The sequence below is a fragment of the Arthrobacter sp. P4_F10 genome (assembly GCF_056401435.1).
In genome coordinates, this window is sequence record NZ_JBFUJJ010000001.1 from 246,086 (window position 1) to 271,073 (window position 24,988).

Here is a 24,988-nt window from a genome sequence, read left to right on the forward strand (position 1 = left end):
GTTGAGAATACCTCTCCGGAATGATCCACACGGCGGCCGGGCCGCGGTACGGTTGAGCTAAACCATGCTGGGGGCAGGGCAGGATCACTGGTCCCGGTGGCCGATTCAGTGATCGACACGCAAAGGACCGCTTTCATGAGCAACCCGCCAGTCCAGCCCTCACCGCCCAACGGCTCCGAGCCGGGCGGGGAATCCACTCCGGGCTACGGCCAGAACGCCCCGCAGACGCCGCAGCACGGCCAGCAGACACCGCCGGCGTACGGCCAGAACGCTCCGCAGGCGCCACAGTACGGCCAGCAGACGCCCCCGACCTACGGCCAGAACGCCCCGCAGGCGCCACAGTACGGCCAGCAGACACCCCCGACCTACGGCCAGAACGCCCCGCAGGCGCCACAGTACGGCCAGCAGACGCCCCCGGCCTACGGCCAGAACGGTCCGCAGGCGCCGCAGTACGGCCAGCCCCCTTACGGTCAGTCCCCTTACGGTCAGTACCCGTCCGAACAGCCGCAGGCTCCGGGCACGGTTCCCCAACTGGTCAACACTTCGTTCTGGCTGATCGTCGCAGCCGGAGCCCTGTGGGTCATCTCCATGCTGGTGTCACTGGGAACCCTGGACACGCCTGCCGTCAGGGACATGTTCGAGCAGCAGATGGCGACGAGCGGCACCAAGGTCGATTTCGAATCCATCAAGGGTTTCCTGATCGGCACCATCGTGGTGTTCGCCGTGATCAGCGCCGGGCTGTACGCCCTCGTCGCATTCAATATCCGCAAGGGCAAGAACTGGGCTCGAATTCTGGGCACCGTGTTCGCCGCTTTGTCGATCTTCAACATCTTCCCGCTCAGCCTCGCCACGCTCGCGGCGCTGGTCGGCATCGCGGCCATCGTGCTGCTTTACCTGCCGGCGGCCTCGCCGTACTTCCAGAAGCGGCAGACCTTTGCCAACCCTTACGGACAGCCCGGAGCCCCTTTCGGGAAGTAGCTTCGCCAAGCACCACCCAGCAGGGAACTGCCCAGCGGGCGCGGGACCCGGAGGGTACGGCCGATCCTAGTCGGCGTCCTCCGGGTCCTGCGCCCTTTGTGCGTGATAGGCCAGAATCTGCAGTTCAGTTGCCATGTCGACCTTGCGGAGATTGACCCCCGGGGGGACCTGCAGCATCACCGGCGCGAAGCTGAGGATGCTCCGCACGCCGGCGGCAATCACCCGGTCGCAGACGCCCTGGGCCACCGCGGCGGGCAAGGCGAGGACCACCATGTTGGCCCCCGTCCGTTGCAGTACCGGCTCAAGGTCAGCGGCGTCGCTGACCCGCAGCCAGCCGACCTCGCTACCCACCACCATCTGGTCGGCGTCGAAAATCGCCACAATGTCAAAGCCCCGCGACTCGAATCCGCCGTACCGGGCCAGGGCCTTGCCCAGGTTGCCCGCACCGACGATCGCGACTTTCCAGTCATGCGTCAGCCCGAGCGCAGCCGCGATGTGTCGGTTAAGGTACTGGACCTCGTAACCGACACCGCGGGTTCCGTAGGAGCCGACATAGGAGAGGTCCTTGCGCAGCGTCGAGGAGCTAACTCCGGAGGCCTCGGCCAGCGACTCGGACGAGACCCGGTCAACCCCGTCAGCCAGCAGTGTGGTCAGGGCGCGCAGATAGATGGTCAGCCGGGCCACGGCCGCGGGTGGAATCTGTTTGGCGGCAGTCCCGGCTCCCCCGGGGACAGCCCCGGGAGATGAATCCAGCGAAGTCACTATCTGCTCCATTGCGTCGCGTTGTGCTTCCCACTCTAGAGCCCCGGCGCATCACGCAACAAAGCACCCCGCCGTCAGGACGGCTGGTCGAGGACCCGTTGCAGGGTCCGGGTCAGTCGGGCCTCGTCGATCTTCCAGAAATCCCGCTGGACCCCGTTGACCAGCACCACCGGGATCTCCTCGGCGAAGCGCTCACGCAGCCCGGCGTCGTCGTCCACCGATTTCTCCGACCAGTCGATGCCGAGCGCAGCGGTAACACGGGCGACGGCGGCGCGCGCGTCCGCGCACAGGTGGCAGTCAGCTTTGGTGATCAGTACGACATCGGGGAAGGACGCGGGTTTGGCCATGCATCCACCGTAGCCCGGCCGCCGCTTCGGCGTCGACGCGCGGCGCAGTCCGCCTGAGGCCGGGCCGTCCCGCCGTCGCGTCGCGCGCCGTGCGGGCGGTCCGGGGCCCGGTCATTGACTAGACTCGTGGCATGCCCGAGGAGAAATACGTCATTGTGGCCAGTGAGCCTGCTGCATCGATGCAGCACGGCGAGGCTGCGTTTTTCGACGTCGACAACACCCTCATGAAGGGCGCAAGCCTTTTCCATGTCGCCCGCAAGCTTCACCAGCGCGGCGCGTTCACCCTGCCGCAGGCCGCCGGGTTCGCTTGGAAGCAATTCATGTTCGTCCTGCGCGGCGAAAACATGGATGACGTCCACGCCGTCCGCGATTCCGCCCTGACGCTGGCCGCCGGCATCACAGCCAAGGACATCGAAGCTCTGGGCGAAGAGGTCTACGACGAGATGATTGAGTCGCGGATCTGGCCGGGGGCCAAGGCCCTGGCGGAGCAGCATCTCCGGGTGGGGCGCAAAGTTTGGCTCGTCACGGCGACGCCGATCGAGGTAGCCACCGTCATTGCCGCCCGGCTGGGCCTGACCGGGGCGCTGGGCACGGTGGGCGAGATTTTGGACGGCTCGTACACGGGGCGGCTCGTGGGAGAAATCCTCCACGGCCCGGCCAAAGCAGTCGCAGTCCAGCAAATTGCCGACGACCAAGGGCTGGACCTCAGCCGCTGCTGGGCCTACAGCGATTCCCACAACGACATCCCGCTGCTGAGCATGGTGGGGCACCCCGTTGCCATCAATCCCGACTCCAAGCTGCGCCGTTACGCCCGCGAGCACAACTGGCCGGTCTACGACTTCCGTGCCGGCCGGCGTGCCGCCACCCTGGGATTCAAGGCCGCGACGGTCGGCGGGGCCATCTACGGCCTGTGGCGGGGGTTCTCCCGCTTCCGCGGACCCAGCCGCTGATCCCCGCGGTTTTCCGCTGCGGTTTCGGTTCCGCGCCTTTGTTTCAGACCCGCGCGTCGCGGATCCGGGCCCGCCCGTGTCCGATTCCGCAGCCCGCGTCCAATCCGGCGCGAAATCTTCCCACCGGGCTGGAGCAAGAAAAATGCCCGCCGCCTGGAAGGCAACGGGCATTTCATGCATTTCGAAGTATGGCTACTTCTTATTGCGACGCTGGTGGCGCGTCTTGCGAAGCAGCTTGCGGTGCTTCTTCTTGGCCATACGCTTGCGACGCTTCTTAATAACTGAACCCACGAAAGTTCCTTACCGGCTAGATGCAGTACCTGCCTGTTGGGAAGGGTCCGCGGGCTAAGCAAGCAGACTGAAACAACTGACAGGTTCTTACAATGACGTAAAACGTTCCTTAACAGGGTACCGCCTCTGCGAGGCACCCCACGACCGCGGGACCCATGCGGGACCCAAAGCAGTCGATTCACGCTGTGAATGTTGCCGCTGGCTGTTCAGCCAGTTCCGGCGTGACCGTCGCTCCGGTCGACGACGGCACCCTTGAGGTACTGTTCGACGGCGTTTTCCGGCACGCGGTAGGAGCGGCCGAAGCGCACGGCCGGCATCTCCCCCGAATGCACCAGACGGTACACAGTCATCTTTGATACCCGCATAAGTTCCGCGACTTCGGCCACGGTCAAAAAACGGGCCTTGGAGAAGTTGGCCTCCGTAGACATTTCCCTATTCCTTTGCTCAAGCGAACGGCAGCCCCACCTGGTGACATGGCGGTGTGCCGATGCTGAGCCATCAAACAACCATGTGTTAGCAACACTAGTTGCTCATGGTGCCAATGTGAAAGACTTCCTCAGGAATCCCCACACGTTTTCCGCAGGAATCTCGAAAATCTCGCACTTCCCGCGCCCTCCTGTCCAACCCTCAGGCACGCGTCCGGCGCGTGCGGGCCGAGGCGGCCAGTTGGCCAAGTACCGACGCCGTCACATCCCAGTCCATGCAGGCATCCGTGACGCTCTGGCCGTAGACCAGCTCGTCCCGGCCGGCGGCTCCAGCGTTGCCTGCGGCTTTGCCTGCGGTTGTGACGGCGGCGTTGACCTCTAGGTTTTGCGCCCCGCCCACCAGGAAGCTCTCCAGCATGACGCCGGCGATGGCCCCGGCCGCGGCTCCGGGACTTTCCAGCTGGGCACCAATTTCGAGGGCGACCTCGGCCTGGCGGTGGTGGTTCTTGCCGCTGTTGGCGTGGCTGGCGTCGACGATCAGGCGGGGGTTCAGCTGCTTCGCGGCGAGTTTGGCGGAGGCCGCTTCAACGTCGGCGGCGGAGTAGTTGGGTCCCTTGCGTCCGCCGCGGAGGATGACGTGGGTGTCCGGGTTGCCGGCGGTGGCCACAAGCGCGGCCCTGCCGTCGTCGTCGATCCCGAGGAACGCCTGGGCCGCAGCGGCGGCGCTGCACGCATCCAGCGCCACCTGGAGGTCGCCGTCGGTCCCGTTCTTGAAGCCGATCGGCATGGACAGCCCGGAAGCCAGCTGGCGGTGGATCTGGCTCTCCGTGGTGCGGGCGCCGATCGCGCCCCAGGCGACCAGGTCCGCGACGTACTGGGGGCTGATGGGCTCAAGGAACTCGGTGGCGGTGGGCAGGCCGAGGGCCGTGACCTGGCGCAGGAAGGCCCGGGCCGCGCGCAGGCCCGCGGCGATGTCGTGGCTGCCGTCCAGCCGGGGGTCGTTGATCAGGCCCTTCCAGCCCACCGTGGTGCGCGGCTTTTCGAAGTACGTGCGCATGACGATCAGCAGGTCTTCGCGGTGCTTCTCGGCCTGGCTGACCAGCCGGCGGGCGTATTCCAGCCCCGCCTTGGGATCGTGGATGGAGCAGGGGCCCACGATGACGAGCAGCCGGTCGTCGACACCGTCCATGATGGCCCGGACCTCGTCCCGGCMCCGTCCAACTACCTCGGCCAGGCGGGGCTCCAGCGGCAGTTCCGCCATGAGGTCCTGCGGGGTGGGCAGCGGGGTGAACTCGCTGACGCGCAGGTTCGAGGTGGAGTGCTGGGTGCCGGGGGCTGCTTCGATGCTCATGTTCGGGTCCTGTTCCGGATGCGGAGCGGGCCCTGATCAGAACCCGCCGGAGAAATGGCGAAGGGCAGAGAATGATCTCTGCCCTGTTGGCTCTGAAGGAAAGTTGGATGCGTGTCAGTTAGACGCGGGCCCCTCCAGAGCCAACGAAAAATACGCATACCAACGGTTAGTCATAGCGTCGACCATAGCCCCGGAGCCGCGGCCGGGGCAAACACCGGGCGTAACAATTCGCCGGACCCGTCGCCCCGGGACGCCGAGAGTGCAGTTCGCGGCAGTCGTCCGCGCCAACACTGCCGCGAAGTGTCATTTCGGCGCACACCGGCACCACCTAGAGTGTGAGGGAACCCCAGCACGAGCATCCGACCCACTATGGAGACAGCCATGACGCAGACCGTTCCGCCCGGCAACCCCGAGGCTCCGATCACTCCCGGGGCCACTTCCACGGACCCCGGGGCCTCCTCGTCCGGGCAAGGCGCAGCGGCAGCGGCCGCCCGTGGGCTTCCTGCCGCGTTGAAGCGCCGTGTGCCCAAATACGCCGACCTCGCTCCCCTGATGCAGTTCAAGAAGCCGGAGTTCAGCCGGGCCGCCAGGCTGCGCCGTGCCAGCACCATCTGGGACCTGCGGGACATGGCCAAGCGCCGCACGCCCCAGGCACCGTTCGACTACACCGACGGCGCCGCCGAGGCCGAAATCTCCCTCCGCCGCGCACGCCAGGCGTTCCTGGACATCGAGTTCCGGCCCGGGGTCCTGCGTGACGTCTCCAGCATCGACCTCAGCACCGACATCCTGGGCGGGCCTTCCCGCCTGCCGGTCGGGATCGCGCCGACAGGATTCACCCGGATGATGCAGTCCGAGGGCGAATACGCCGGCTCCCAGGCCGCCGAAGCCGCCGGCATTCCATACACGCTCTCCACCATGGGCACGGCGTCCCTCGAGGACGTGGCCGCCGCCGCACCCACGGGCCGCAACTGGTTCCAGCTGTACCTGTGGACGGACCGGGACCGGTCGCTGGAACTGATCCAGCGTGCCGCCGCGGCGGGCAACGACACCCTGATGGTCACGGTGGACACCGCCGTCGCCGGCGCCAGGCTCCGCGACGTCCGCAACGGCATGACCATCCCGCCCGCCCTGACGCTCAAGACCGTGCTCGATGCGTCCTACCGGCCCGCGTGGTGGTTCAACTTCCTCACCCACGAGCCGCTGACTTTCGCGTCGCTGTCCCGGTACACGGGCACGGTCGCGGACCTGATCAACTCCATGTTCGACCCCACCCTGACCTACGCCGACCTCGACTGGCTGCGCGAGACCTGGAAGGGCAAGCTCGTGGTCAAGGGCATCCAGACGGTCGACGACGCCCGCAAGGTGGTGGACCACGGCGCGGACGGGATTGTGCTCTCCAACCACGGCGGCCGCCAGCTCGACCGGGCGCCGATCCCGTTCCACCTGCTCCCCGAGGTCGCTGCCGCGCTGAAGGCGGACCGCAGCGAGGCCGCGATCATCCTGGACACCGGCATCATGAGCGGCGCGGACATCATCGCCGCCCTCGCCCTCGGCGCCGACTTCACGCTGATCGGCCGCGCCTACCTGTACGGGCTTATGGCCGGCGGACGGGCCGGGGTGGACCGCGCCCTCCAAATCCTGGAGAAGGACATGGAACGCACCATGGCCCTGCTGGGCGTCAGCCGGATCGCGGACCTCACCCCGGACCACGTGCGGATCCTCCGGCAGTAGCCCGTCCGACATATGCCCGCGGAAATGACTGTGGCGGCAGTGTCTGTCGAAGAACACTGCCGCCACCGCTGTCCCGGCACACGGGCAACCGGAAGATCAGACCTAGATGAGGCCCTGGGCGAGCATCGCGTCGGCTACCTTCACGAAGCCGCCGATGTTCGCGCCCAGCACGTAGTTCCCAGGGTCCCCGTACTCGTCCGCGGTGGCCGCGCAGCGGTCGTGGATTCCGACCATGATCTCCGTGAGGCGTTCCTCGGTGTGCGCGAACGACCAGGAGTCGCGGCTGGCGTTCTGCTGCATTTCCAGTGCGGACGTCGTCACGCCTCCCGCGTTGGCGGCCTTGCCCGGGCCGAACAGGATGCCGGCTTCCTGGAAGACCGCGACGGCGTCACGCGTCGAGGGCATGTTGGCGCCCTCGCCCACCGCCAGCAGGCCGTTGCGGACCAGCCGGGCAGCGGCGTCGCCGTCGAGTTCGTTCTGCGTGGCGCACGGCAGCGCGACCGTCGCGTCGACGTCCCAGACTGAGCCGCCCTCCACGTAGGAGACGGCGGAGCGCCGGGCTTCGTAGTCCTTGAGCCGTCCGCGCTCGACCTCCTTGATCTGGCGCAGCAGCGCGACGTCGATCCCGGCCTCGTCCACGATGTAGCCGGAGGAATCGGAGCAGGCCACAACGGTGGCGCCGAGCGCTTGGGCCTTGGCGATCGCGTTGATGGCGACATTGCCGGAGCCGGAGACCACCACGCGCTGGCCGTCGAAGGACTGGCCGCGGGTCTTGAGCATTTCTTCGGCAAAGATCACGGTGCCGTAGCCCGTGGCTTCGGGCCTCACCAGCGAACCGCCCCAGGAGATGCCTTTGCCGGTGAGGACGCCGGATTCGTAGCGGTTGGTGATCCGCTTGTACTGTCCGAAGAGGTAGCCGATTTCGCGGCCGCCGACTCCGATGTCCCCGGCAGGGACGTCCGTGTACTCGCCGATGTGGCGGTACAGCTCCGTCATGAAGGACTGGCAGAAGCGCATGATTTCGGCGTCCGAGCGTCCGCGGGGGTCGAAGTCGGAGCCGCCCTTGCCGCCGCCGATCGGCATGCCGGTCAGGGCATTCTTGAAGATCTGCTCGAAGCCGAGGAACTTAATGATGCCAAGGTTTACCGAGGGGTGGAATCGCAGGCCACCCTTGTAGGGGCCCAGCGCTGAATTGAACTCCACCCGGAAGCCGCGGTTGATCTGGAAGCTGCCGGCGTCGTCCGTCCACGGCACGCGGAAGATGATCTGCCGTTCGGGCTCACAGAGCCGCTCGAGGACGGCCCCTTCAAGGAACTCCGGGTGGCGGTCGTGCACCGGTCCGAGGCTTTCGAAGACCTCGATGACTGCCTGGTGGAACTCCCTTTCGCCGGGATTCCGTGCCAGCACCGTGTCCCGGATGGCTTCAAGCCGTGCGTCCATTGCAACTCCCTCAACCTTGGCGCCCTTCTGCGGGCGCAACAATCCAGCCTTTCCATGGTTGCACTGGGCCGGAAAGGATTTCTATTTGAGGACCTGAGGGCGCCCCCTGTGACAAAAACGGGGTGGCGCAGGACACAAACGACCCGGGTTACTTCTTGCGGCCGAACTTGGGCAGGTTGGCCAGGAGGTCGGCGGCCCTGGTGGCGGCCCGGCCCACGGTCCGCCCGATCTGCTGGGGCCTCTTGTCCTCCCCTGCCGTTCCCACCGGGATGACGACGGCGGGGCTCAGCGGGCTGCCGGCAGGACGGGCCGCCAGTGCTGCGGCGGGCTGCGCGGCGACCGGCTGCGGGACGGCCGCTGCGGCCAGGCCATCCGGGACGGCGGCAGGACTGGGTTCGGGGTGGAGGGGCGCGGCGGCGTCCGCTGTCGCAGCGGGGCCGACGTCGAACGCCTGGAGCCAGCTGGCGATCCCGGCGAGCGGTTTGGGGTTGAGCGTGTAGTACCGCTTCTGGCCCTGGGCGCGCATGCTCACCAGGTCCGCTTCGCGGAGGACTTTGAGATGTTTGGAAATGGTGGGCTGGCTTGCTTCAAGTTCCTGGACCAGTTCCCCCACCGCTTTGTCCCCCTTGCGGAGGGCTATCAGAATGTCACGCCTGGTTGCCTCAGCAATGACGGCAAATACGTCGTCTGTCACCATGTCCTCCACACTAGCGACATATACGCCAGATGGCATCCACGAATTGCTTCCCTGGCACCGGGCCCCAACCGGGGCCTCCACCCGGGCCCGGGCCTAGTCGAACCAGGGGTCCAGTCCGTGCAGGGGAAACACTTCCTTGCGGGTGGCCATGACGCTGCGGTCCACCTCGTCGTTGGGGTCGAAACCGACTTCCCAGGACCGCCACCAGAGGTCGACGTCGTCGCCCATCGCCTCGGGGGGCTCTACACCGAACTTGGCCCCGTACTTGTCTTTGACATAGTTTCGCCAGTCCTCCGGAACCGGGGTGCGCAGCGGTACCGGGCGGCCGGCCGCGATGGCTATGAGGTGGCTCCACGACCGCGGCACCACGCTGACGACGTTGTAGCCGCCGCCGCCTGTGGAAATCCACCGGTTGTCGCAGTAGCGCGCGGCGAGGTTGCCGATGGCCGTTGCGGCCTCGCGCTGGCCGTCGACGCTGATGTTCAGGTGGGCGAGCGGGTCAAGCCGGTGCGAGTCGCAGCCGTGCTGGCTGACGATGACTTCCGGCTCGAACGCGCCAATGAGCTGGGGCACGACGGCGTGGAAGGCCCGCAGCCACCCCGCGTCCGCGGTGCCGGCCGGGAGGGCGACGTTCACCGCGCTGCCTTGCGCGTTCGGCCCACCGATCTCGTTGGCAAACCCGGTGCCCGGGAAGAGGGTCAGCCCGGACTCGTGCAGCGAAATAGTCAGCACGCGCGGATCGTCCCAGAAGATGCTCTGCGTGCCGTCGCCGTGGTGCGCATCGACGTCGACGTAGGCCACGCGCTGGACGCCGCCGTCGAGCAGCCGCTGGACCGCGAGGGCGGCGTCGTTATAGATGCAAAAACCGCTCGCACGGTCCCTGGAGGCGTGGTGCATCCCGCCGCCGAAGTTCACGGCCCGCACCGCGCTGCCGTCCAGGATGGCAGCGGCGGCCAGCAGGGAGCCGCCGGCAAGCCGGGCGCTGGCTTCGTGCATGCCGGCAAAGGCCGGATCATCCTCGGTTCCCAGGCCCCTGGCGTGGTCGGGGGTGTCCGGGTTTTCGCTCACACGCCGCACGGCGGCCACAAACTCCGGGCTGTGGACCGCGCACAGCTCCGCGTCGGCGGCGACGTCCGGTGCCGCCACCGTGACGTGGTCCAGATCCAGCAGTCCCAGGCTGCCGGCCAGCTTCGCTGTGAGCTCCATGCGCTCCGGCGCCATCGGGTGGGAGTGGCCAAAGTTGTAGGCGGTCATGGCAGGAGCCCACACTACCGTCGTCGGCAGCGCGGTCTGAGTGAGTCCGGGCAGGAATGTCATCAATCACAGGCTACCGGAGCGGTCCCCGGCTTCCCGCGCGTGTACGGGTGCTCCCCCGGCCATTACGGGACTTTAGTGGTTTACTACTTGGGGAAGCAGTTTCAACCGAGGAAAAACATGACGCAAAGCCAGTCGAGGTCCAAGAGCCCCGCCAGCTGGCAGCCAGGTATGCCGGAGCGGGAAGGCCTGTGGATCTTCACACGCCTGCGCGACTTCATTGACAGCATCGCAAACAGCTCGCCGGCCCGCCTGGCGCTTACGGCGTTCGGCGTCGTAATCCTGGTCTTCACCGCTTTGCTCTCGCTGCCCTTAGCTTCCGCGACAGGACAGGTCACACCGCTGCATCAGGCGTTCTTCACTGCGGCGTCCGCTGTCTGCGTCACGGGCCTGACCGTGGTCTCCACGGCTGTGCACTGGTCCTTCTTCGGCCAGCTCGTGATTCTGTTCGGCATTTTCGTGGGCGGCTTGGGCACCTTGACCCTCGCGTCGCTGCTGGCGCTCATGGTCAGCAAGAGACTCGGTGTCCGCGGCAAGCTGATCGCCCAGGAGGCCATGAATGCAGGCCGGCTCGGCGAAGTCGGTACGCTGCTGCGGATCGTGATCGTGACCTCCGTGGTGATCGAGGGCGCCCTGGCGCTGGCTCTTATCCCCCGCTTCCTGATCCTCGGGGAGAGCTTCCCGCAATCTGTGTGGCACGGCATCTTCTACGCCATTTCGGCTTTCAACAACGCCGGCTTCACGCCGCATTCGGACGGGATCGTCCCGTACGAAACCGATCTCTGGATCCTCGTCCCGCTCATGCTCGGGGTGTTCCTGGGCAGCCTGGGTTTCCCCGTGGTCATGGTGCTGCACCAGAACGGGCTGCGGTGGAAGAAATGGAACCTGCACACCAAGCTGACCATCCAGGTGTCCTTCATCCTCCTCGCCGCCGGTACGGTCCTCTGGGGCTTCCTGGAGTGGGACAACCTGCGCACCATCGGGGACATGGACCTCGGCGACAAGATCACGCATGCGCTGTTTGCCTCAGTCATGCTGCGCTCGGGCGGGTTCAACCTTGTGGACCAGAACCACATGGAGTCGACCACCATGCTGCTCTCCGATGCCCTCATGTTCGCCGGCGGCGGATCCGCCTCCACGGCCGGCGGCATCAAGGTCACGACCATCGCTGTGATGTTCCTGGCGATCGCCGCCGAGGCCCGCGGCGACGCGGACGTGAAGATCTATGGCCGCACCATCCCTGAGGGCACCATGCGCGTGGCCATTTCGGTGATCGTCGCCGGCGCCACCCTCGTCTCTGTCTCGGCCCTCCTGCTCCTGCACATCAGCCATGCCTCCCTTGACCGGGTCCTGTTTGAAACCATTTCCGCCTTCGCCACGGTGGGCCTAAGCACCAACCTCAGTGCAGAGTTGCCGCCGGAGGGGGTTTACGTCCTCGCTTTGCTCATGTTTGCCGGGCGCGTCGGGACGGTCACCCTTGCCGCCGGCCTGGCCCTGCGCCAGCGCAGCCAGCTGTACCACTACCCGGAAGAGAGACCGATCATTGGCTAGTTCCTCAGGCGCCGTCAACCGCCCCGCCCACAACGCCCCCGTGCTGGTGATCGGGCTGGGCCGTTTTGGCGCATCCACCGCAGAGCAGCTGGTCAAGCAGGGCCGGGAGGTCCTGGCCATTGAGCGCGACCGCACCCTCGTCCAGAAGTGGGCGAGTGTCCTGACGCACGTCGTGGAAGCCGACGCCACCAACATCGATGCCCTCCGCCAGCTCGGGGCCCAGGAATTCAGTTCCGCCGTCGTGGGCGTGGGCACCTCGATCGAATCCTCGGTGCTGATCACGGTGAACCTCGTGGACCTCGGAATCGAACACCTCTGGGTCAAGGCGATCACGCCCTCGCACGGCAAGATCCTGACCCGGATCGGCGCCAACCACGTCATCTACCCGGAGGCGGACGCGGGCGTCCGCGCCGCGCACCTGGTCTCCGGGCGGATGCTGGACTTCATCGAGTTCGACGACGACTTCGCGATCGTCAAGATGTACCCGCCACGGGAGACCGTGGGCTTCACCCTGGACGAGTCCAAGGTCCGCTCCAAGTACGGTGTCACGATTGTGGGCGTGAAGTCCCCGGGTGAGGACTTCACGTACGCGCGGCCGGAAACCAAGGTTTCCTCGCGGGACATGCTCATCGTTTCGGGCCACGTGGACCTGCTCGAACGGTTCGCCGCACGTCCCTAGGCCACAACCGGCGCCCACAGGTGCCCGGAGCCACCACGGTGGCCCTGGTGCCCGCCGGAAGCGCGTGTACGACCGGGCAGGCTCAGGCGAGCTGCCGGGTGATTTCGGCCGCGCGCGCAGCGGCCGCGCGGGCGCCGTCAGCGATGATGGCCGGCAGTCCTCGCTCGTCAAACGTGGCAATGGCCCGTTCCGTGGTGCCGTTCGGGCTCGTGACCGCCTTGCGCAGCGCGGAAGGATCCGCGCCGGGCTCGGCCAGCATGAAGCCCGCCCCGGCGACGGTCTCGCGAGCCAGCAACAGGGACAGCTCCGGATCCAGGCCCAGTTGCGCGCCGGCCTCTGCCATGGCCTCAGCCAGGTAGAAGGCGTAGGCCGGGCCCGAGCCGCTGATCGCGGACAGGGCGTCCACCTGGTCTTCGGGGATCTCCACCACCGTGCCGGCGGCTGCGAGGATGTCCTTGGCGCGCTGGAGCTGCCCGGCGGAGCAGTTGGTCCCGGGAGAGACGGAGACGACGCCGCGGCCCAGCTTCGCCGGCGTGTTCGGCATTGTGCGGATGACGGGCTGGCCGGCCGGCAGCGCCGCCTCCAGCTGCGCCAGGGACACGGCGGCCGCGACGCTGATGACGATCGTGTCCGGTGAAAGGGACTCACTGATTTCCCGCGCCAGATCGGCGATGCCCGCGGGCTTGACGCCAAGGATGACGACGCCGGAGCCGGTGGCGGCCTGCTTGTTGTTGTCGGGCTCCTCTTCGCCCGCGATGGCCGTGATCCCGTGGTGGCGTTGGGCCAGTTCGGCCGCGCGCTCGGCCCGGCGGACGGTAGCGACGATATCGGCCGGGTCGACACCGCCGTCGATCAGCCCACCCAGAATTGCCTCGTTCATTGACCCACAGCCCAGGAATGCGATTCGGTTGCTCATGTCCCCATCATTGCAGTCGGACGTGATTCCCAGCCAGCTCACACCTTTACCGCAGTCATTGCACAACTTCGGGCCCTAACGTTGGAGCTACCTCATTGAGGGTGCGAGTGATGCAGCAGGCATGCGGATGCCTGCGCGGCACCGGTGGTTTGCAGCGGATTTTCCCATTTTTCCCGCAGCGGACCGCCGGTGCCTTTGCCGTTTAATCGGTGCTTTGCCGTTCAAAGGCCCCACACCGGAGCCGGCCACAAAGCGGGGACTCCGGGATTGCCAGCGAACCCACAGGGAAATCTCGCTGTGCGCCCAAGATCGGCCATTACCTTGGAAAGTGCCTCAACAGGTGCGAGTGATGATAGTCGGTTCCCCCGGAGCCGGCGGTGCGCCGGGCGATTGGCAGCAGAGTTCCCCCAAGTCCTGCTCCAGTCGCCCGGCGCTACACATTTAACCGGCATTGACCCGCCCGCATCAGGCCCGGGTGGGCCCGCTTCTAACCGGCTCCGTCCCCGCCGAACGCCGGGCTGCGGAGCTTGCCCTCGAGGAACCGGCGTTCCGCGGCGCTTCCGGCCAGCCCCAGGGCCCGCCTGTAACCTTCGGCGGCCTCCGGATAGCGGTCCAGGCGCACCAGGAAGTCGGCGCGGACGGCGTGGAAGAGGTAGTAGTTCTCCAGACCCAGGCCCTCCACCGCGGCCAGCGCGGCAACCGGCCCGCGCAGTTCGGCAAGTGCGACGGCGCGGTTCAGCGCCACGACGGGTCCGGGCGCGACGGCCAGGAGCTGGTCATACAACTGCAGGATCTGCGCCCAGTCGGTCTCCGCGGCGGTCGTGGCGACGCTGTGGACGGCGTTGATCGCCGCCTGGAGCTGATACGGCCCAGGACGGTTCCGCCGCAGGCAGCGGCGCACCAGCTCCTGGCCTTCGGCGGCCCCGGCGCTGTCCCAGCGCCCCCTGTCCTGGACCGCGAGCAGCACGAGTCCGCCGTCGGGGGCGAACCTGGCAGCGCGGCGGGACTCAATGAGCAGCATCAGTGCCAGCAGTCCCGCCGCTTCCGGCTCGTCCGGCATGAGGGACACCAACAGCCTGCCCAGCCGGATGGCTTCAGTGCAGAGCTCCGCACGGGCCGGGCTGTCGGCGGGGCCGGCGGTGTAGCCCTCGTTGAAGATCAGGTAGACGACCGCAAGCACCGGTTGCAGCCGTTCGGGCAGTTCGGCTCCCTGCGGGACACGGTACGGGATTTTGGCATCCCGGATTTTTGCCTTCGCCCGGACCAGCCGCTGTGCCATGGTCGCCTCCGGCACCAGGAAGGCCCGGGCGATCTCCGCCGTCGTCAATCCACCCAGAAGCCGCAACGTGAGCGCCACTTGGGCAGATCTGGCCAGGGCGGGGTGGCAACAGGTGAAAATCAGCCGCAACGTGTCGTCGTCCACGTCCTCGACTCCTGACTGTTCCGCCAGGAACTGCTCTTCAGCAGCCGGTGAAGGTCCGGCCCCTGACCGCGCCGCCGCCAGCCAGGCTGCCTGCGCATGCTTGTCCTCCCGGGAGGCCTCCCTCCGCAGCCGGTCGATCGCCCGGTGCCGCGCCGTCGTGATGATCCAGCCGGCCGGGCTGGGCGGGACGCCTGCCGAGGGCCAGTGCTGGAGCGCCGCAGCAAAAGCATCCTGGACGGCGTCCTCGGCAATATCGATGTTCCCGAACGTACGCGTCAGGACGGCTACGGCGCGGCCGTATTCGAGCCGGAACACGCGGGCAATGTCCGCCTCGGTCGCGCCGTCAGTTGCGCCGTCGGTTGCGCCGGTGTCGCCCACAGCAGCCCCCTCTCGGCCGGCGGCTAGTGCTGGAAGGGACGGACTTCAACGGGAAGCGTGGTGGCGCCGGCCAGCTTCCGTGCCCAGCCAAGGGCTGCGTCTAGGTCCTCGGCCTCGATCACGGTAAATCCGCCGAGATGCTCTTTGCCTTCGGTGAATGGCCCGTCGGTCACGAGGATCTCGCCGTCACTGGGCCGGAGGACGGTCGCGGACTCTGCCGGGTGGAGTCCCGCGGCGAACACCCAGGCCCCGGCCGCCTGCATTTCATGGTTCAGGGCCGCCAGATCACGCATGATCGGTTCGAGGAACTCAGGGTCCGGGGCAGGGCCGTCCGGTTGGTAAATGCTGAGCAGGTACTGCGTCATTTCGGGTGCCTCCTTGTCGAATCAGCCGGCGGCGTGCCGGCCTCTCAGCAATTACACGATCGAGGTCCCTGCGGATCGACATCGTTGCGGCCGGGGCGGTTTCAGAAAGCTTTTCCCGGCGACAGGAGCCGCGCCGGAGGTTGCTCTGCCACGTGCGGCGCGGGATCGACCGGTCCCTCAAATACCAACTGGTCCAGGCGGCGGAGGATGAGTCCCTCACGCAGGGCCCACGGGCAGGTCACCATGCTGTCGAACTTGAACATCTCAAGGGCGGCTTCCGCGACGAGGGCGCCGGCGAGGACCTGCGGCGCGCGGGCCTCGGAGACGCCGGGCAGGTGGAGCCTGTCCCCTATCTCCATGGCCGAGATCCGCTGCGCCCAGAGCCCCAGGTCGAGGGCCAGCAGCTCCCGCTTGACGTAGGGTCCGGCGGCGCTCGGGGCGGCACCGGCGATCCTGGCGAGGGACCGGAAAGTTTTGGACGTGCCCGCCACGAGGTTGGGCGGGCCCAGCTTCTCGAATTTACGCACCGCGGGTTTGAGTGTGGAGCGGATGTAGCGGCGCAGCTCCTTGATGCTCTTGGCCGAGGGCGGGTTCTCGGGCAGCCAGTCACGCGTCAGCCGGCTGGCGCCGAGCGGAACGGACATCGCCAGCTCGGGCAGTTCGTCCTGGCCGAGGGCCATCTCGAAGGAGCCGCCGCCGATATCGAGGTTCAGGATGGGCCCGGCGCCCCAGCCGTACCAGCGCCGGACGGCGAAGAACGTCATGGATGCCTCCTCGCTGCCGCTGAGCTCACGGAGGGTGACGGTGGTTTCATGCTTGACGCGGGCCAGGACGTCAGCACCGTTGGTGGCCTCGCGGATGGCCGAGGTGCAGAACGCGAGGAGGTCGTCGGCTTTGTGCTTGGCCGCGAATTCCCACGCCTCAAGGACAAATTCGACGAGTTCATGCTGCCCCTCGTCGTTGATGTTGCCGTCGTCGTCGAGGTACTGCACGAGCGACAGCCGCCGCTTGTGCGAGGCGTAGGGGACCGGACGGGCGCCCGGATGGGCGTCAACCAGCAGCAAATGGACAGTGTTGGACCCGATGTCGAGGACGCCTAGACGCATGCTGCCATTATTCCCCCCACGGTGCGGCTGGCCTAGCTGCGACGGCGGTATTCGCGAAGAATACCGCCGTCGCCACCGCGGGCTTAGGCCGGGTCGCCGTTCTGCGCCGGCCGGTCCACGGGCCCGTCAATGGGCTCCTCAGTTGGCTTGAAGTCGCGGCGGATGTTGGCTACGCCCTCCGGGTCGATTTCAAAGCCGTAGGCGGCCCCGGGGTTGATCACCATGCCGAGCTCTGCGCCGAGGTTGCCGATGATCGCGGCGCCCTGCGTGCCCAGCACGTTCGGGGCGGCGGCGAGATATTGCTCAGTGACGCGGCTCGGGTGTGAGAAGACGGCCAGGACGGGCTTCCCGGAGGAGTTCGCGAGGACCAGCGGCTCCACCTGCGAGTCGGGGCCTTCCAGGGCGTCGGAGCTGACCACGTAGACCTCGTTGTTGAGGAAGGCGAGGATCACGTCCACCGGGTTGGCGTCCGGCTGCTCCCCCCGGGCAAGCTGCTCCTCGAGTTCGTTCAGCGGCTGGTTGTCCAGGTGTGCGGGCTGTTCAGTCATATTCCTACTCGATCACGTTGCGCCCCGGTCCGCAAACGCGAAATCGCCGGAAACCTGCGGATTCGCCGGTATTTTCCGGCGAATCCGCGCGTTTCCGGCGATTTCGGTGGGCTGGCCTACTTCTTGGCCGGGGCCTTCCGGGCGGGCGCCTTGCGGGCCGTCGTCGTGCGCTTGACCGGGCCCTTGGCCCGCTTTTCGGCCAGGAGTTCGACGGCCTGTTCCCTGGTCAACTCCTCGACCGAGGTGCTGCGCGGCACGGTGATGTTGGTGATGCCGTCGGTGATATACGGGCCGAAGCGGCCCTCCTTCACCACGATATTCTTCTCCGAGACCGGGTCCGGTCCGAATTCGGCCAGCGGGGGCACGGCGGCACGGGCGCCGCGCTGCTTGGGCTGCGAGTAGATCTCCAGCGCCGCCTCGAGCGTGATCGTGAAGATCTCCTCTTCGGAGCCGATGGAGCGGGAGTCCGTGCCCTTCTTCAGGTACGGGCCGAAGCGGCCGTTCTGCACCGTGATCGGGTTGCCGTCGGCGTCCTGGCCGAGCACGCGGGGCAGGCTCATGAGCTGCAGGGCCTCGTCCAGCGTGATCGTGTCCACGCCCATGGACGCGAACAGGGATCCGGTGCGGGGCTTGGCCTTGACGGGCTTCTTCGCCGGCTTGGGCTTGCCGTTCTTGTAGTACTCAACGGGCTGGTTGGCCAGCTGTTCCTCGGTCATCTCGGGGATGATCTCGGTGACGTAGGCGCCGTAGCGGCCGTTCTTGGCCACGATGGTGTGCCCGGTGTGGGGGTCCGCGCCGAGGACGCGCTCCTCCGGGGCGGCGGTCTCCATGAGTTCAACGGCCTTGGCGGCCGTCAGCTCATCCGGGGCCAGATCCTCCGGGACGTTGGCGCGGGCCGCTTCAACCACTTCGCCGGTCTCGGGATCCACCGTCGCGGTGGAGCTTTCCAGGTACGGGCCGAACTTGCCGACCCTGAGTGTGATCGCGTCCGTGATGGGGATGGAGTTGATCTCGCGGGCATCGATCTCACCGAGGTTGTTCACGATGCTCAGCAGGCCGGGCTCGGAGTCCTCACCGAAATAGAAGTGCTTGAGCCAGGCGGGTCCGGCCGCCTGGCCGTTGGCGATCTTGTCCAGGTCGGCTTCCATGTCGGCGGTGAACTCGTAGTCCACATAGTCGTGGAAGTGCTGCTCGAGGAGCCGGATCACCGAGAACGCGATCCAGCTCGGGACCAGCGCGGAGCCCTGCTTCCGGACGTAGCCGCGGTCCTGGATCGTGGAGATGGTGGAGGCATAGGTCGACGGGCGGCCGATGCCCTTCTTTTCCAGCTCCGCGGTCAGCGAGGCTTCGGTGTAGCGCGGCGGCGGCGAGGTCTCGTGGCCGACGGCGACAATATCGGTCGCGGTGAGAGCGTCGTCCTTGGCCACGTTGGGCAGCCGGCGTGCTTCCTCGGACTCGTCATCGCCGCGGCTTTCGTCCTTGCCTTCTTCGTAGGCGGCGAGGAAGCCGGGGAAGGTGATGACGGTGCCCGACGCCGAGAATTCGGCGTCGCGGCGATCGGCCGGGTTGCCAACAGTCACGGCGCCGAGGCGGATCGTGGCGGTGGATCCCTTGGCATCAGCCATCTGCGAGGCGACCGTGCGCTTCCAGATGAGCTCGTAGAGCCGGAATTCGTCGCCCGAGAGCTGCTTGGCCACCTGGGCCGGCGTGCGGAAGGAGTCACCGGCGGGTCGGATGGCCTCGTGAGCTTCCTGCGCGTTCGCTGCCTTGCCGCTGTAGACCCGCGGCGACTGCGGCACGTACTCGGGGCCGTACAGCTCGGAGGCCTGGCGCCGGGCGGCCGTGATGGCCTCGTTGCTCAGCGCGGACGAGTCCGTACGCATATAGGTGATGTAGCCGTTTTCGTAGAGGCGCTGGGCCACCTGCATCGTGCTCTTCGAGGAGAAGCGCAGCTTGCGGCCGGCCTCCTGCTGCAGGGTGGAGGTGGTGAACGGCGCGGCCGGGCGGCGGGTGTACGGCTTGGTGTCGACGGAGCGGACGCGGAATTCGGCGTCCTGCAGCCCCGCCGCGAGCGAGGCGGCGAGTTCCTCGTTGAGGTGGACGGCGTTGCGCGAGGTGAGCTCGCCGTTGTCGTTGAAGTCCCGGCCGCTGGCGACCTTGGCGCCGTCGACGGCGGCGAGTTTGGCTTTGAAGGAGCCGGAACCGGCGCCGAACTGCCCGGTGAGGTCCCAGTAGGAGGCGGCCTTGAAGGCCATCCGCTCGCGTTCGCGGTCCACCACCATGCGGGTGACGACAGACTGCACGCGGCCGGCGGAGAGGCCGCGGGCCACCTTGCGCCAGAGCACGGGGGAGATCTCATAGCCGTAGAGCCGGTCCAGGACCCGCCGGGTCTCCTGGGCATCCACCAGGTCCTGGTCGACGTCGCGCAGGTTGTCCATGGCGCGGTGGATGGCTTCCTTGGTGATTTCGCCGAAGGTCATCCGGTAGACGGGAACCTTGGGCTTGAGCACTTCCAGCAGGTGCCACGCGATGGCCTCGCCCTCGCGGTCCCCATCGGTTGCGAGATAGAGAGCGTCGGCATCTTTGAGCTGGGCCTTGAGCTCGGCAACCTTTTTCTTCTTGTCCGAGGACACCACGTAGTAGGGCTTGAAGTCGTTGTCAATGTCGACGGCGAACTTGCCCAGCGGGGTCTTCTTCAGTTCCGCGGGGAGCTCCGAGGGCTGCGGAAGGTCGCGGATGTGACCTATGGAGGCCTCCACGATGAAGCCTTCGCCGAGGTACTTGGCGATGGTTTTGCTCTTGGCGGGAGACTCCACAATCACGAGTTTCTTGCCGGTTTTGGCCTTGCTTGGCACGGTGCTCCTACAGAAAAAGGTGGCTCGGGCAGATGCGCCCATACCCGCCTAGTTCACCATATTTTGCAGAATCCCGCGCATCCGGCCGGAAATGGCGGCCCCGCGGAGGTGGGTTCCGGCCGCAATATGACCGCGTGTCCGGCGGCCTGTGACGACGCTCCGGCTGCAAGATCCGGCGGTGCCGGCGGCGGGCTCAGGCCTTGCCGGCGGCCGGTCCGCGGTCGTCCGGAATCATCGACCACATCGTGGCCATGCGTTCGGCGCCCTCGGGCACGTGGTCCGGATCTTCGAGTTCGTAGTCTCGCAGAAGGTCGAAGACCCGCCGCGTCAGTTCGGCCCGCTGGTCCGGCGTCAGATACAACAGGTTGCTGGCAAGGACCACCGAGGACGGACCGTCCGCGGTGTCGCCGTTCTCGCGGCGGGCGTTGCGGGCCTGGGCGTACGCACGGGCCCGGCGGCGGTAGGCGTCGAGCTCGAGATCCAGGACGGCGAGTTCCGGGCTGGCCACTCCTCCCAGCGAGTGGATGGTGAAATCGGTGCCGGCGGCCTTCCAGCGCCGCTCCCGGGCGTCCCCGGCGGTGGCTGCGGGAACCACGATGCCCCACTTCTGCAGTGCCCGCAGGTGGTAGCTCATGGCACTGGGAGTCAGGCCGGTCTGCGCAGCAAGCTCGGTGGCCGTCCGGCTCGCCTGGGTGGAATACAGTTCGGAAATGACCTCCAGCCTGGCGGCGTGGGCCAGGGCCCGGATCGCCTTCGGGTCAGTGATTTCCACTTGCTTCTCCGGACGGTGCCGGCGCCTGGCGGCCGGCGGAGCCGTGGACTCCGCCGACGGGGTTTCTGCGTTCACTCCTCCAGTGTATCCAGCCTCTCCAAACTATGAAAGAAATGCTTGACATCTATTCCAGGCCCGCGCTACTTTCCTATTTATGAAACAAACACTTCATAAGTCGTCCACTTCCGCAGCAACGGCGCAGCCCCTGTGGCGCAACCGCGACTTCCTGCTCGCCGGCACCGCCCGGTTCGTGGCAACGGCGGGGATGGGCGCCGTCGTCGTCAGCGTCATGCTGCACCTGCAAAACGCTGCCGCCGCCGGCGAAACGCCTGTCGCCGGGCCCTGGCTGGTGGCCGGGTACCTGCTGTGCTCGGCGCTGCCGCTGGTTCTGCTGGCCCCGTGGGCCGGCCGGCTCGCCGACACCATGGATTCCCGCACCTTGGCGACGGCTAGCTCCGCCGTCAGCGCCGCCGCCGTAGCCGGCATGGGGCTGGGCATGCAATACCTGGAGAACTACCTGCCTGTGCTGTTTGCCATGACGTTCCTGCTCGACGCGGCGCAGGCTGTGGCCGGACCCACCTGGCAGGCCCTGCTGCCGCGGATCGTCGGCGAGGACCGCACCCCGCGCGCCATGGGCACCATGCAGGCGACCATCATGATCGCGGGCATGGCCGGTCCCGCCGCGGGCGGCCTGCTCAGCGGCTGGGGCGGGACCGGACTGGTCTTCGCCGTGGCCAGCGGCTGCTACGTCGCTATGGGGCTGGGCGCCCTGCTGATCCGGACCCGCCGCGGCACGGCAGCCGAACGGGCCGGCAAGGCGAAGCCCGCGCTGCTCGACGGACTGCGCCTGATCCGACGGGACAGCCTGGTCTGGGCCCTGGTCCTGGGTGCGATGTTCTTCATCGTCGTCGGCGAGGCCACCAACGTGCTCGAGGTGTTCCTGGCCCGCGACGAACTTGGCGCCACCGAGACGCAGTACGGCCTCCTGTCCGCAGCCTTCGGTCTTGGCATGGCGGCCGGGGCGGCGATGGCCGGGAGGATCACGGCGCCCCGGGTCCGGCTGCGCGTGCTGCTGGCCTCCATGGCCGCAGCCTCGGCCTTCCTGGTCCTGACGGGGGTGGTCCCCAGCGTGGAACTGCTCTTTGTGGCCTACACGGGGACGGGGGTGGCCTGCGGCGTCCTCAACGCCTGTTTCGGGGCCATCGCGATCCTGCGGATTCCGGAAAGCGGGCGCGGCCAGGCGATGGCGATCGTCGGCGGGATGACGCGCGCCGTTTCCATTGGCGCGCTGGCTCTGGGCGGGCTCATGGGCGCCCTGGTTCCGGTGCGCGCCAGCTTCGTGCTCACCGGGGCGGCCGGGGTGCTGGTGGCCCTGGCCCTGACCGCGTACGTGCTGCCGCGGTTTGGCCGGGAGGACGCCGGCGAATCCGCGGCGGCGAAAGCGGTGGCGGCGGCTCAGGCGGCGGCTGAGGCGGCGGACGCCGTCTCAGCCGGGCAGCAGGAAGCCGTCGCGAACCAGGTTCCCCACATCCTCGAGGAGGCCAGCGCGGAACTGCGTGGCGTCAAACCCCTCGTAGCCTCCCAGCAGCGCCTCGAGGGCGCCGATGATCTGCCCGACGGACAGGTCGCCATCGCACGCTGAGACGAAGCCTGCCAGTTCCGTACTGAGCAGGTTGGTGCGGCGCAGCCCGGCACCCTGCCGCAGCAGGATGACGCCGGGGTGTTCCGCCCCCGGGCGCTGGTGCCGTTCTTCGGTGACGTCCTCGGCGACCAGCAGGTGGGCGGCTGCCAGATCATGGGCGGCCAGCCAGTCGGCACGCTCGACGGCGGCGCCCAGGTGCGGCCCCACCGGCTGTTCGATCGGGTACGTGATCTCCTCGAAGCGGGAAAGCACCCGCCCGGCGCCGTCGGCGGGCCGCCGCAACCAAATCATGCCAAAGCCAATCCCGGCCACATTGCGCGAGGCGAAGTCCTCGAGGTAGGCCGCGTAGGAGTCCTGGTAGAGCCGGCGGTCGCGGTTTTCCGAGGCGTCCTGCAGCCAGGTCTCGGCATACTGTTCCGGGCCCACCTGCTCGCGCTGGATGAACCAGACGTCGGCGGCCGGGCTGGCCCAGCTTTGGGGCCGCTCGGTCCAGCCGGCACCCGCCGTGATTTCCCAGTTGCCCAAGAGCTGGGCCGTTCCGCCCGGGGCAAGGACAGAGGGCAGCGCGCGGACCAGTGACGACACAATCTCGTCCCCCGGCAGGCCGCCGTCGCGATACGTGAACGGGGCCGTGGCGGCCTCGCCGAGGCTGCGCGGCGTAATGACGAACGGCGGGTTGGACACCACCAGTTCGAACTCCTCCCCTGCGACCGGTTCCAGCAGCGACCCCAGCCTCAGGCTGACGCGGGCGTCGAGGTCGGCCGGGTCCAGGTGCAGCGCGTCGGCGTTGAGCAGAAGGTTGAACCGTGTGAACGCCAGTGCGCGTTCGGAAATGTCCGTGGCGGTCACATGCTCGGCATGGTGCAGCAGGTGAAAGGTCTGGATGCCGCAGCCTGTGCCGAGATCGAGGGCCCTGGCAACATGGCGGCGGGCGGTGACCTGGACCAGAGTGGTGGAGGCCTGCCCGATCCCCAGGACGTGGTCGTGGCGGAGGACGCCTGCGCGCTGGTGGGCGGCGAGGTCGCTGGCCACCCAGAGGTCTGCTCCGCCATCACCGGCACCGTCCTCCCCCACGGTCGGGTCCCAGCCGTAGGGCCTCAGGTCCACCTTCGCCTGGACCAGGTCCCCGCCCGACGGCTCCACGAGCCCGAGTTCCATCAGCCCCTCCGTGCGGATGCCGGGGAGGGCTGCGTCGAGGGTCTGCGCGCGCTGCGGCTCGGACAGGAGCCAGAGACGCACGACGCCGGCGAGCGCCGCCGTCGCCGGCTCCCCGAGGGAGCGCCCGGTGACGATCAGTGCAGGGATGAGCTGGTCCCGGCCGAGGGCGGAGTGCGCAGCCTCGCCGAGCAGCTCCGCAACCCCGTCCACGGTGTAGCCAACGGCGCGCAGGTCCCCGGCCAGGGCCTCGAGGCGGCCTGGGAGGTCGCTCCGCGGGGCGTCCAGAGTGTTTCCGGCTGTGAAGGGGGTTGAGGGAGCCGGCGTTGAGGGAGCCGGTGCGGCGGGGCCTTGCGCTGAGGAAGTCACCGGACAAGTTTAGTCCCGGCGTTGGTTCCGGGATTGGTTCCGGGATTGGTTCCGGACAGTGCGGGTCCGGCTAGAGCTCGGTCTCCGCATAGATTTTCAGGGCGTCCCGGACGATGGCCGCTCCGTCGGCACCGCCGTAGTTCGCGGCGAACCGGGGGTCGGCCACATACATCTCGCCGAGTCCCGTCACGTACCCCCTAATTTCCGGACCTGCCCCGTTGTTGCCACCCGCGGGGCCGCCTGCGGCACGTGACGCCGCCGGGGTGCCGGGGATACCCCGGAGCCATTCGACGTGGCGCCGGGCCAGGTCCTGCGCCTGCGCGCTGTCAGCCAGGACCCCCGACTGCGCAGCGGCCGTCCAGTCGGCGCTGAGCTTCCGGGACTGCTCCGTCCAGGCAGCCTTCTCCTCGGCCCCCATGCCGCGCCACCAGGTGTCCGACGTCGCATAGGCATCCTTGCCCCACCGCTGCTGGACTTCCTCCTGGTACTTGGTGTGGTCGAAACCGTCGAACATTTCCTCCGCCATGATCTTTCCTCCCGTTTGCAATGCCTCAATGGTGTGACGGACCGAAGCAATCTGCCGCCCCAGCCTGTCCTGTTCCTGCTGCAGCCATGCCAGATGCCGGCGCAGTGCATGCTCCGCGTCCGACTCGTTGCCGAGCGCCTCTGCTATCGCCGGCAACCCGAGCCCCAACTCGCGCAGGAGCAGGATCCGCTGCAGACGGACCAGGGACTCCTGGCCGTAATACCGGTAGCCGTTATTGCCGGTACGGCTGGGCCTGAGCAGGCCAATGTCGTCGTAGTGGCGCAAAGTCCGGCCGGTGGTGCCGGCCAATTTCGCGATCTGCTGAACGGACCAGTCCATGCCTCCACCTCCCTGTTCCCTCGGGCCTGTTCGCTCGGGCCTGTTCCCATTAACTTCGGGTGTGCTGTGCCGTGCCGA

The 24,988-nt window shown here is 67.6% G+C and carries 22 protein-coding genes and 1 pseudogene; 6 read left to right on the forward strand and 17 right to left on the reverse strand.

Features of this window, described 5'->3' with window-relative positions; translation table 11 throughout:
• Positions 1–135 precede the first annotated feature (135 nt).
• Positions 136–978 (forward strand): Yip1 family protein, encoded by an 843-nt coding sequence (locus tag AC1DR1_RS01155; protein WP_476992074.1) that lies wholly within the window; start codon positions 136–138, stop codon positions 976–978.
• Between the two features lie 66 nt (positions 979–1,044).
• Here AC1DR1_RS01155 and AC1DR1_RS01160 read toward each other — a convergent pair whose 3' ends face one another.
• Together AC1DR1_RS01160 and AC1DR1_RS01165 are read right to left on the reverse strand one after the other, a co-directional pair.
• Entirely contained in the window at positions 1,045–1,740 is a 696-nt protein-coding gene (locus AC1DR1_RS01160; RefSeq protein WP_229993730.1) for a redox-sensing transcriptional repressor Rex, read from the reverse strand.
• A 74-nt stretch (positions 1,741–1,814) separates the two neighbouring features.
• Complete coding sequence (locus tag AC1DR1_RS01165) at positions 1,815–2,087, reverse strand: glutaredoxin family protein (RefSeq protein ID WP_229993729.1); 273 nt, start codon at positions 2,085–2,087, stop codon at positions 1,815–1,817.
• A 131-nt stretch (positions 2,088–2,218) separates the two neighbouring features.
• Between AC1DR1_RS01165 and AC1DR1_RS01170 the strand changes: the two genes are divergently transcribed.
• The gene (locus AC1DR1_RS01170; RefSeq protein WP_229993728.1) at positions 2,219–3,037 is read left to right on the forward strand and encodes an HAD family hydrolase; all 819 of its coding nucleotides are present in this window, start codon (positions 2,219–2,221) and stop codon (positions 3,035–3,037) included.
• Positions 3,038–3,229: 192 nt separating this feature from the next.
• Here the strand turns inward: AC1DR1_RS01170 and AC1DR1_RS01175 are convergent, their stop codons facing one another.
• The 3 genes from AC1DR1_RS01175 to AC1DR1_RS01185 form a co-directional block, all read right to left on the reverse strand.
• Positions 3,230–3,328: a 30S ribosomal protein bS22 gene (locus tag AC1DR1_RS01175; protein WP_003792170.1), complete on the reverse strand. Its 99-nt coding sequence runs from the start codon at positions 3,326–3,328 to the stop codon at positions 3,230–3,232.
• 206 nt (positions 3,329–3,534) lie between these two features.
• Positions 3,535–3,756, reverse strand: a complete 222-nt coding sequence (locus AC1DR1_RS01180; RefSeq protein ID WP_090574680.1) for a helix-turn-helix domain-containing protein — start codon at positions 3,754–3,756, stop codon at positions 3,535–3,537.
• A 199-nt stretch (positions 3,757–3,955) separates the two neighbouring features.
• Complete coding sequence (locus AC1DR1_RS01185) at positions 3,956–5,104, reverse strand: 3-deoxy-7-phosphoheptulonate synthase (RefSeq protein WP_476992075.1); 1,149 nt, start codon at positions 5,102–5,104, stop codon at positions 3,956–3,958.
• 381 nt (positions 5,105–5,485) lie between these two features.
• Here AC1DR1_RS01185 and AC1DR1_RS01190 point away from each other — a divergent pair, with 381 nt between their 5' ends.
• A complete protein-coding gene (locus tag AC1DR1_RS01190) occupies positions 5,486–6,835 on the forward strand; it encodes an alpha-hydroxy acid oxidase (RefSeq protein ID WP_290369357.1) in 1,350 nt (449 codons plus the stop codon).
• A gap of 102 nt (positions 6,836–6,937) precedes the next feature.
• On the opposite strand, the gene gdhA is transcribed toward AC1DR1_RS01190, so the two are convergent.
• From gdhA to AC1DR1_RS01205, 3 genes are all read right to left on the reverse strand, one after another.
• Positions 6,938–8,275 (reverse strand): NADP-specific glutamate dehydrogenase, encoded by a 1,338-nt coding sequence (gdhA, locus tag AC1DR1_RS01195; RefSeq protein ID WP_229993726.1) that lies wholly within the window; start codon positions 8,273–8,275, stop codon positions 6,938–6,940.
• 148 nt (positions 8,276–8,423) lie between these two features.
• Positions 8,424–8,972 (reverse strand): ArsR/SmtB family transcription factor, encoded by a 549-nt coding sequence (locus AC1DR1_RS01200; protein WP_476967504.1) that lies wholly within the window; start codon positions 8,970–8,972, stop codon positions 8,424–8,426.
• A gap of 93 nt (positions 8,973–9,065) precedes the next feature.
• Positions 9,066–10,289: an acetoin utilization protein AcuC gene (locus AC1DR1_RS01205; RefSeq protein WP_229993724.1), complete on the reverse strand. Its 1,224-nt coding sequence runs from the start codon at positions 10,287–10,289 to the stop codon at positions 9,066–9,068.
• 117 nt (positions 10,290–10,406) lie between these two features.
• On the opposite strand from AC1DR1_RS01205, the gene AC1DR1_RS01210 reads away from it, so the two are divergent.
• Entirely contained in the window at positions 10,407–11,837 is a 1,431-nt protein-coding gene (locus tag AC1DR1_RS01210) for a TrkH family potassium uptake protein (RefSeq protein WP_229993723.1), read from the forward strand.
• A 40-nt stretch (positions 11,838–11,877) separates the two neighbouring features.
• Complete coding sequence (locus tag AC1DR1_RS01215; RefSeq protein WP_026266712.1) at positions 11,878–12,516, forward strand: potassium channel family protein; 639 nt, start codon at positions 11,878–11,880, stop codon at positions 12,514–12,516.
• Positions 12,517–12,598: 82 nt separating this feature from the next.
• On the opposite strand, the gene proC is transcribed toward AC1DR1_RS01215, so the two are convergent.
• The 7 genes from proC to AC1DR1_RS01250 all read right to left on the reverse strand — a co-directional run bounded on the left by proC (position 12,599) and on the right by AC1DR1_RS01250 (position 20,954).
• A complete protein-coding gene (proC, locus tag AC1DR1_RS01220) occupies positions 12,599–13,432 on the reverse strand; it encodes a pyrroline-5-carboxylate reductase (RefSeq protein ID WP_229993722.1) in 834 nt (277 codons plus the stop codon).
• Positions 13,433–13,919: 487 nt separating this feature from the next.
• Complete coding sequence (locus tag AC1DR1_RS01225; protein ID WP_229993721.1) at positions 13,920–15,233, reverse strand: RNA polymerase sigma factor; 1,314 nt, start codon at positions 15,231–15,233, stop codon at positions 13,920–13,922.
• Positions 15,234–15,256: 23 nt separating this feature from the next.
• Positions 15,257–15,598: a YciI family protein gene (locus AC1DR1_RS01230; protein ID WP_229993720.1), complete on the reverse strand. Its 342-nt coding sequence runs from the start codon at positions 15,596–15,598 to the stop codon at positions 15,257–15,259.
• Between the two features lie 101 nt (positions 15,599–15,699).
• The gene (locus AC1DR1_RS01235; protein WP_476992076.1) at positions 15,700–16,704 is read right to left on the reverse strand and encodes a Ppx/GppA phosphatase family protein; all 1,005 of its coding nucleotides are present in this window, start codon (positions 16,702–16,704) and stop codon (positions 15,700–15,702) included.
• Positions 16,705–16,787: 83 nt separating this feature from the next.
• Complete coding sequence (locus tag AC1DR1_RS01240; protein WP_476967506.1) at positions 16,788–17,252, reverse strand: SseB family protein; 465 nt, start codon at positions 17,250–17,252, stop codon at positions 16,788–16,790.
• Between the two features lie 116 nt (positions 17,253–17,368).
• Positions 17,369–20,107, reverse strand: coding sequence for a type I DNA topoisomerase (gene topA, locus AC1DR1_RS01245; protein ID WP_364746478.1), 2,739 nt, complete (start codon positions 20,105–20,107; stop codon positions 17,369–17,371).
• 193 nt (positions 20,108–20,300) lie between these two features.
• Complete coding sequence (locus tag AC1DR1_RS01250; protein ID WP_364746480.1) at positions 20,301–20,954, reverse strand: ArsR/SmtB family transcription factor; 654 nt, start codon at positions 20,952–20,954, stop codon at positions 20,301–20,303.
• Between the two features lie 190 nt (positions 20,955–21,144).
• On the opposite strand from AC1DR1_RS01250, the pseudogene AC1DR1_RS01255 reads away from it, so the two are divergent.
• Positions 21,145–22,296: pseudogene (locus AC1DR1_RS01255) on the forward strand (MFS transporter); the annotation flags it as partial.
• Positions 22,297–22,365: 69 nt separating this feature from the next.
• Here the strand turns inward: AC1DR1_RS01255 and AC1DR1_RS01260 are convergent.
• Positions 22,366–23,964, reverse strand: a complete 1,599-nt coding sequence (locus tag AC1DR1_RS01260) for a DUF7059 domain-containing protein (RefSeq protein ID WP_476992164.1) — start codon at positions 23,962–23,964, stop codon at positions 22,366–22,368.
• Positions 23,965–24,115: 151 nt separating this feature from the next.
• On the reverse strand, positions 24,116–24,910 hold the full coding sequence (locus AC1DR1_RS01265) for a MerR family transcriptional regulator (RefSeq protein WP_476992077.1): 795 nt from the start codon (positions 24,908–24,910) through the stop codon (positions 24,116–24,118).
• Between the last annotated feature and the right edge of the window lie 78 nt (positions 24,911–24,988).

Excerpts from the sequence above, each read along its gene's own strand:
- AC1DR1_RS01155 (WP_476992074.1), top strand. The coding sequence starts at position 136 with ATGAGCAACCCGCCAGTCCAGCCCTCACCGCCCAACGGCTCCGAGCCG.
- AC1DR1_RS01165 (WP_229993729.1), bottom strand. The coding sequence starts at position 2,087 with ATGGCCAAACCCGCGTCCTTCCCCGATGTCGTACTGATCACCAAAGCT.
- AC1DR1_RS01170 (WP_229993728.1), top strand. The coding sequence starts at position 2,219 with ATGCCCGAGGAGAAATACGTCATTGTGGCCAGTGAGCCTGCTGCATCG.
- AC1DR1_RS01180 (WP_090574680.1), bottom strand. The coding sequence starts at position 3,756 with ATGTCTACGGAGGCCAACTTCTCCAAGGCCCGTTTTTTGACCGTGGCC.
- AC1DR1_RS01190 (WP_290369357.1), top strand. The coding sequence starts at position 5,486 with ATGACGCAGACCGTTCCGCCCGGCAACCCCGAGGCTCCGATCACTCCC.
- gdhA (WP_229993726.1), bottom strand. The coding sequence starts at position 8,275 with ATGGACGCACGGCTTGAAGCCATCCGGGACACGGTGCTGGCACGGAAT.
- AC1DR1_RS01200 (WP_476967504.1), bottom strand. The coding sequence starts at position 8,972 with ATGGTGACAGACGACGTATTTGCCGTCATTGCTGAGGCAACCAGGCGT.
- AC1DR1_RS01205 (WP_229993724.1), bottom strand. The coding sequence starts at position 10,289 with ATGACATTCCTGCCCGGACTCACTCAGACCGCGCTGCCGACGACGGTA.
- AC1DR1_RS01210 (WP_229993723.1), top strand. The coding sequence starts at position 10,407 with ATGACGCAAAGCCAGTCGAGGTCCAAGAGCCCCGCCAGCTGGCAGCCA.
- proC (WP_229993722.1), bottom strand. The coding sequence starts at position 13,432 with ATGAGCAACCGAATCGCATTCCTGGGCTGTGGGTCAATGAACGAGGCA.
- AC1DR1_RS01230 (WP_229993720.1), bottom strand. The coding sequence starts at position 15,598 with ATGACGCAGTACCTGCTCAGCATTTACCAACCGGACGGCCCTGCCCCG.
- AC1DR1_RS01235 (WP_476992076.1), bottom strand. The coding sequence starts at position 16,704 with ATGCGTCTAGGCGTCCTCGACATCGGGTCCAACACTGTCCATTTGCTG.
- AC1DR1_RS01240 (WP_476967506.1), bottom strand. The coding sequence starts at position 17,252 with ATGACTGAACAGCCCGCACACCTGGACAACCAGCCGCTGAACGAACTC.
- AC1DR1_RS01265 (WP_476992077.1), bottom strand. The coding sequence starts at position 24,910 with ATGGACTGGTCCGTTCAGCAGATCGCGAAATTGGCCGGCACCACCGGC.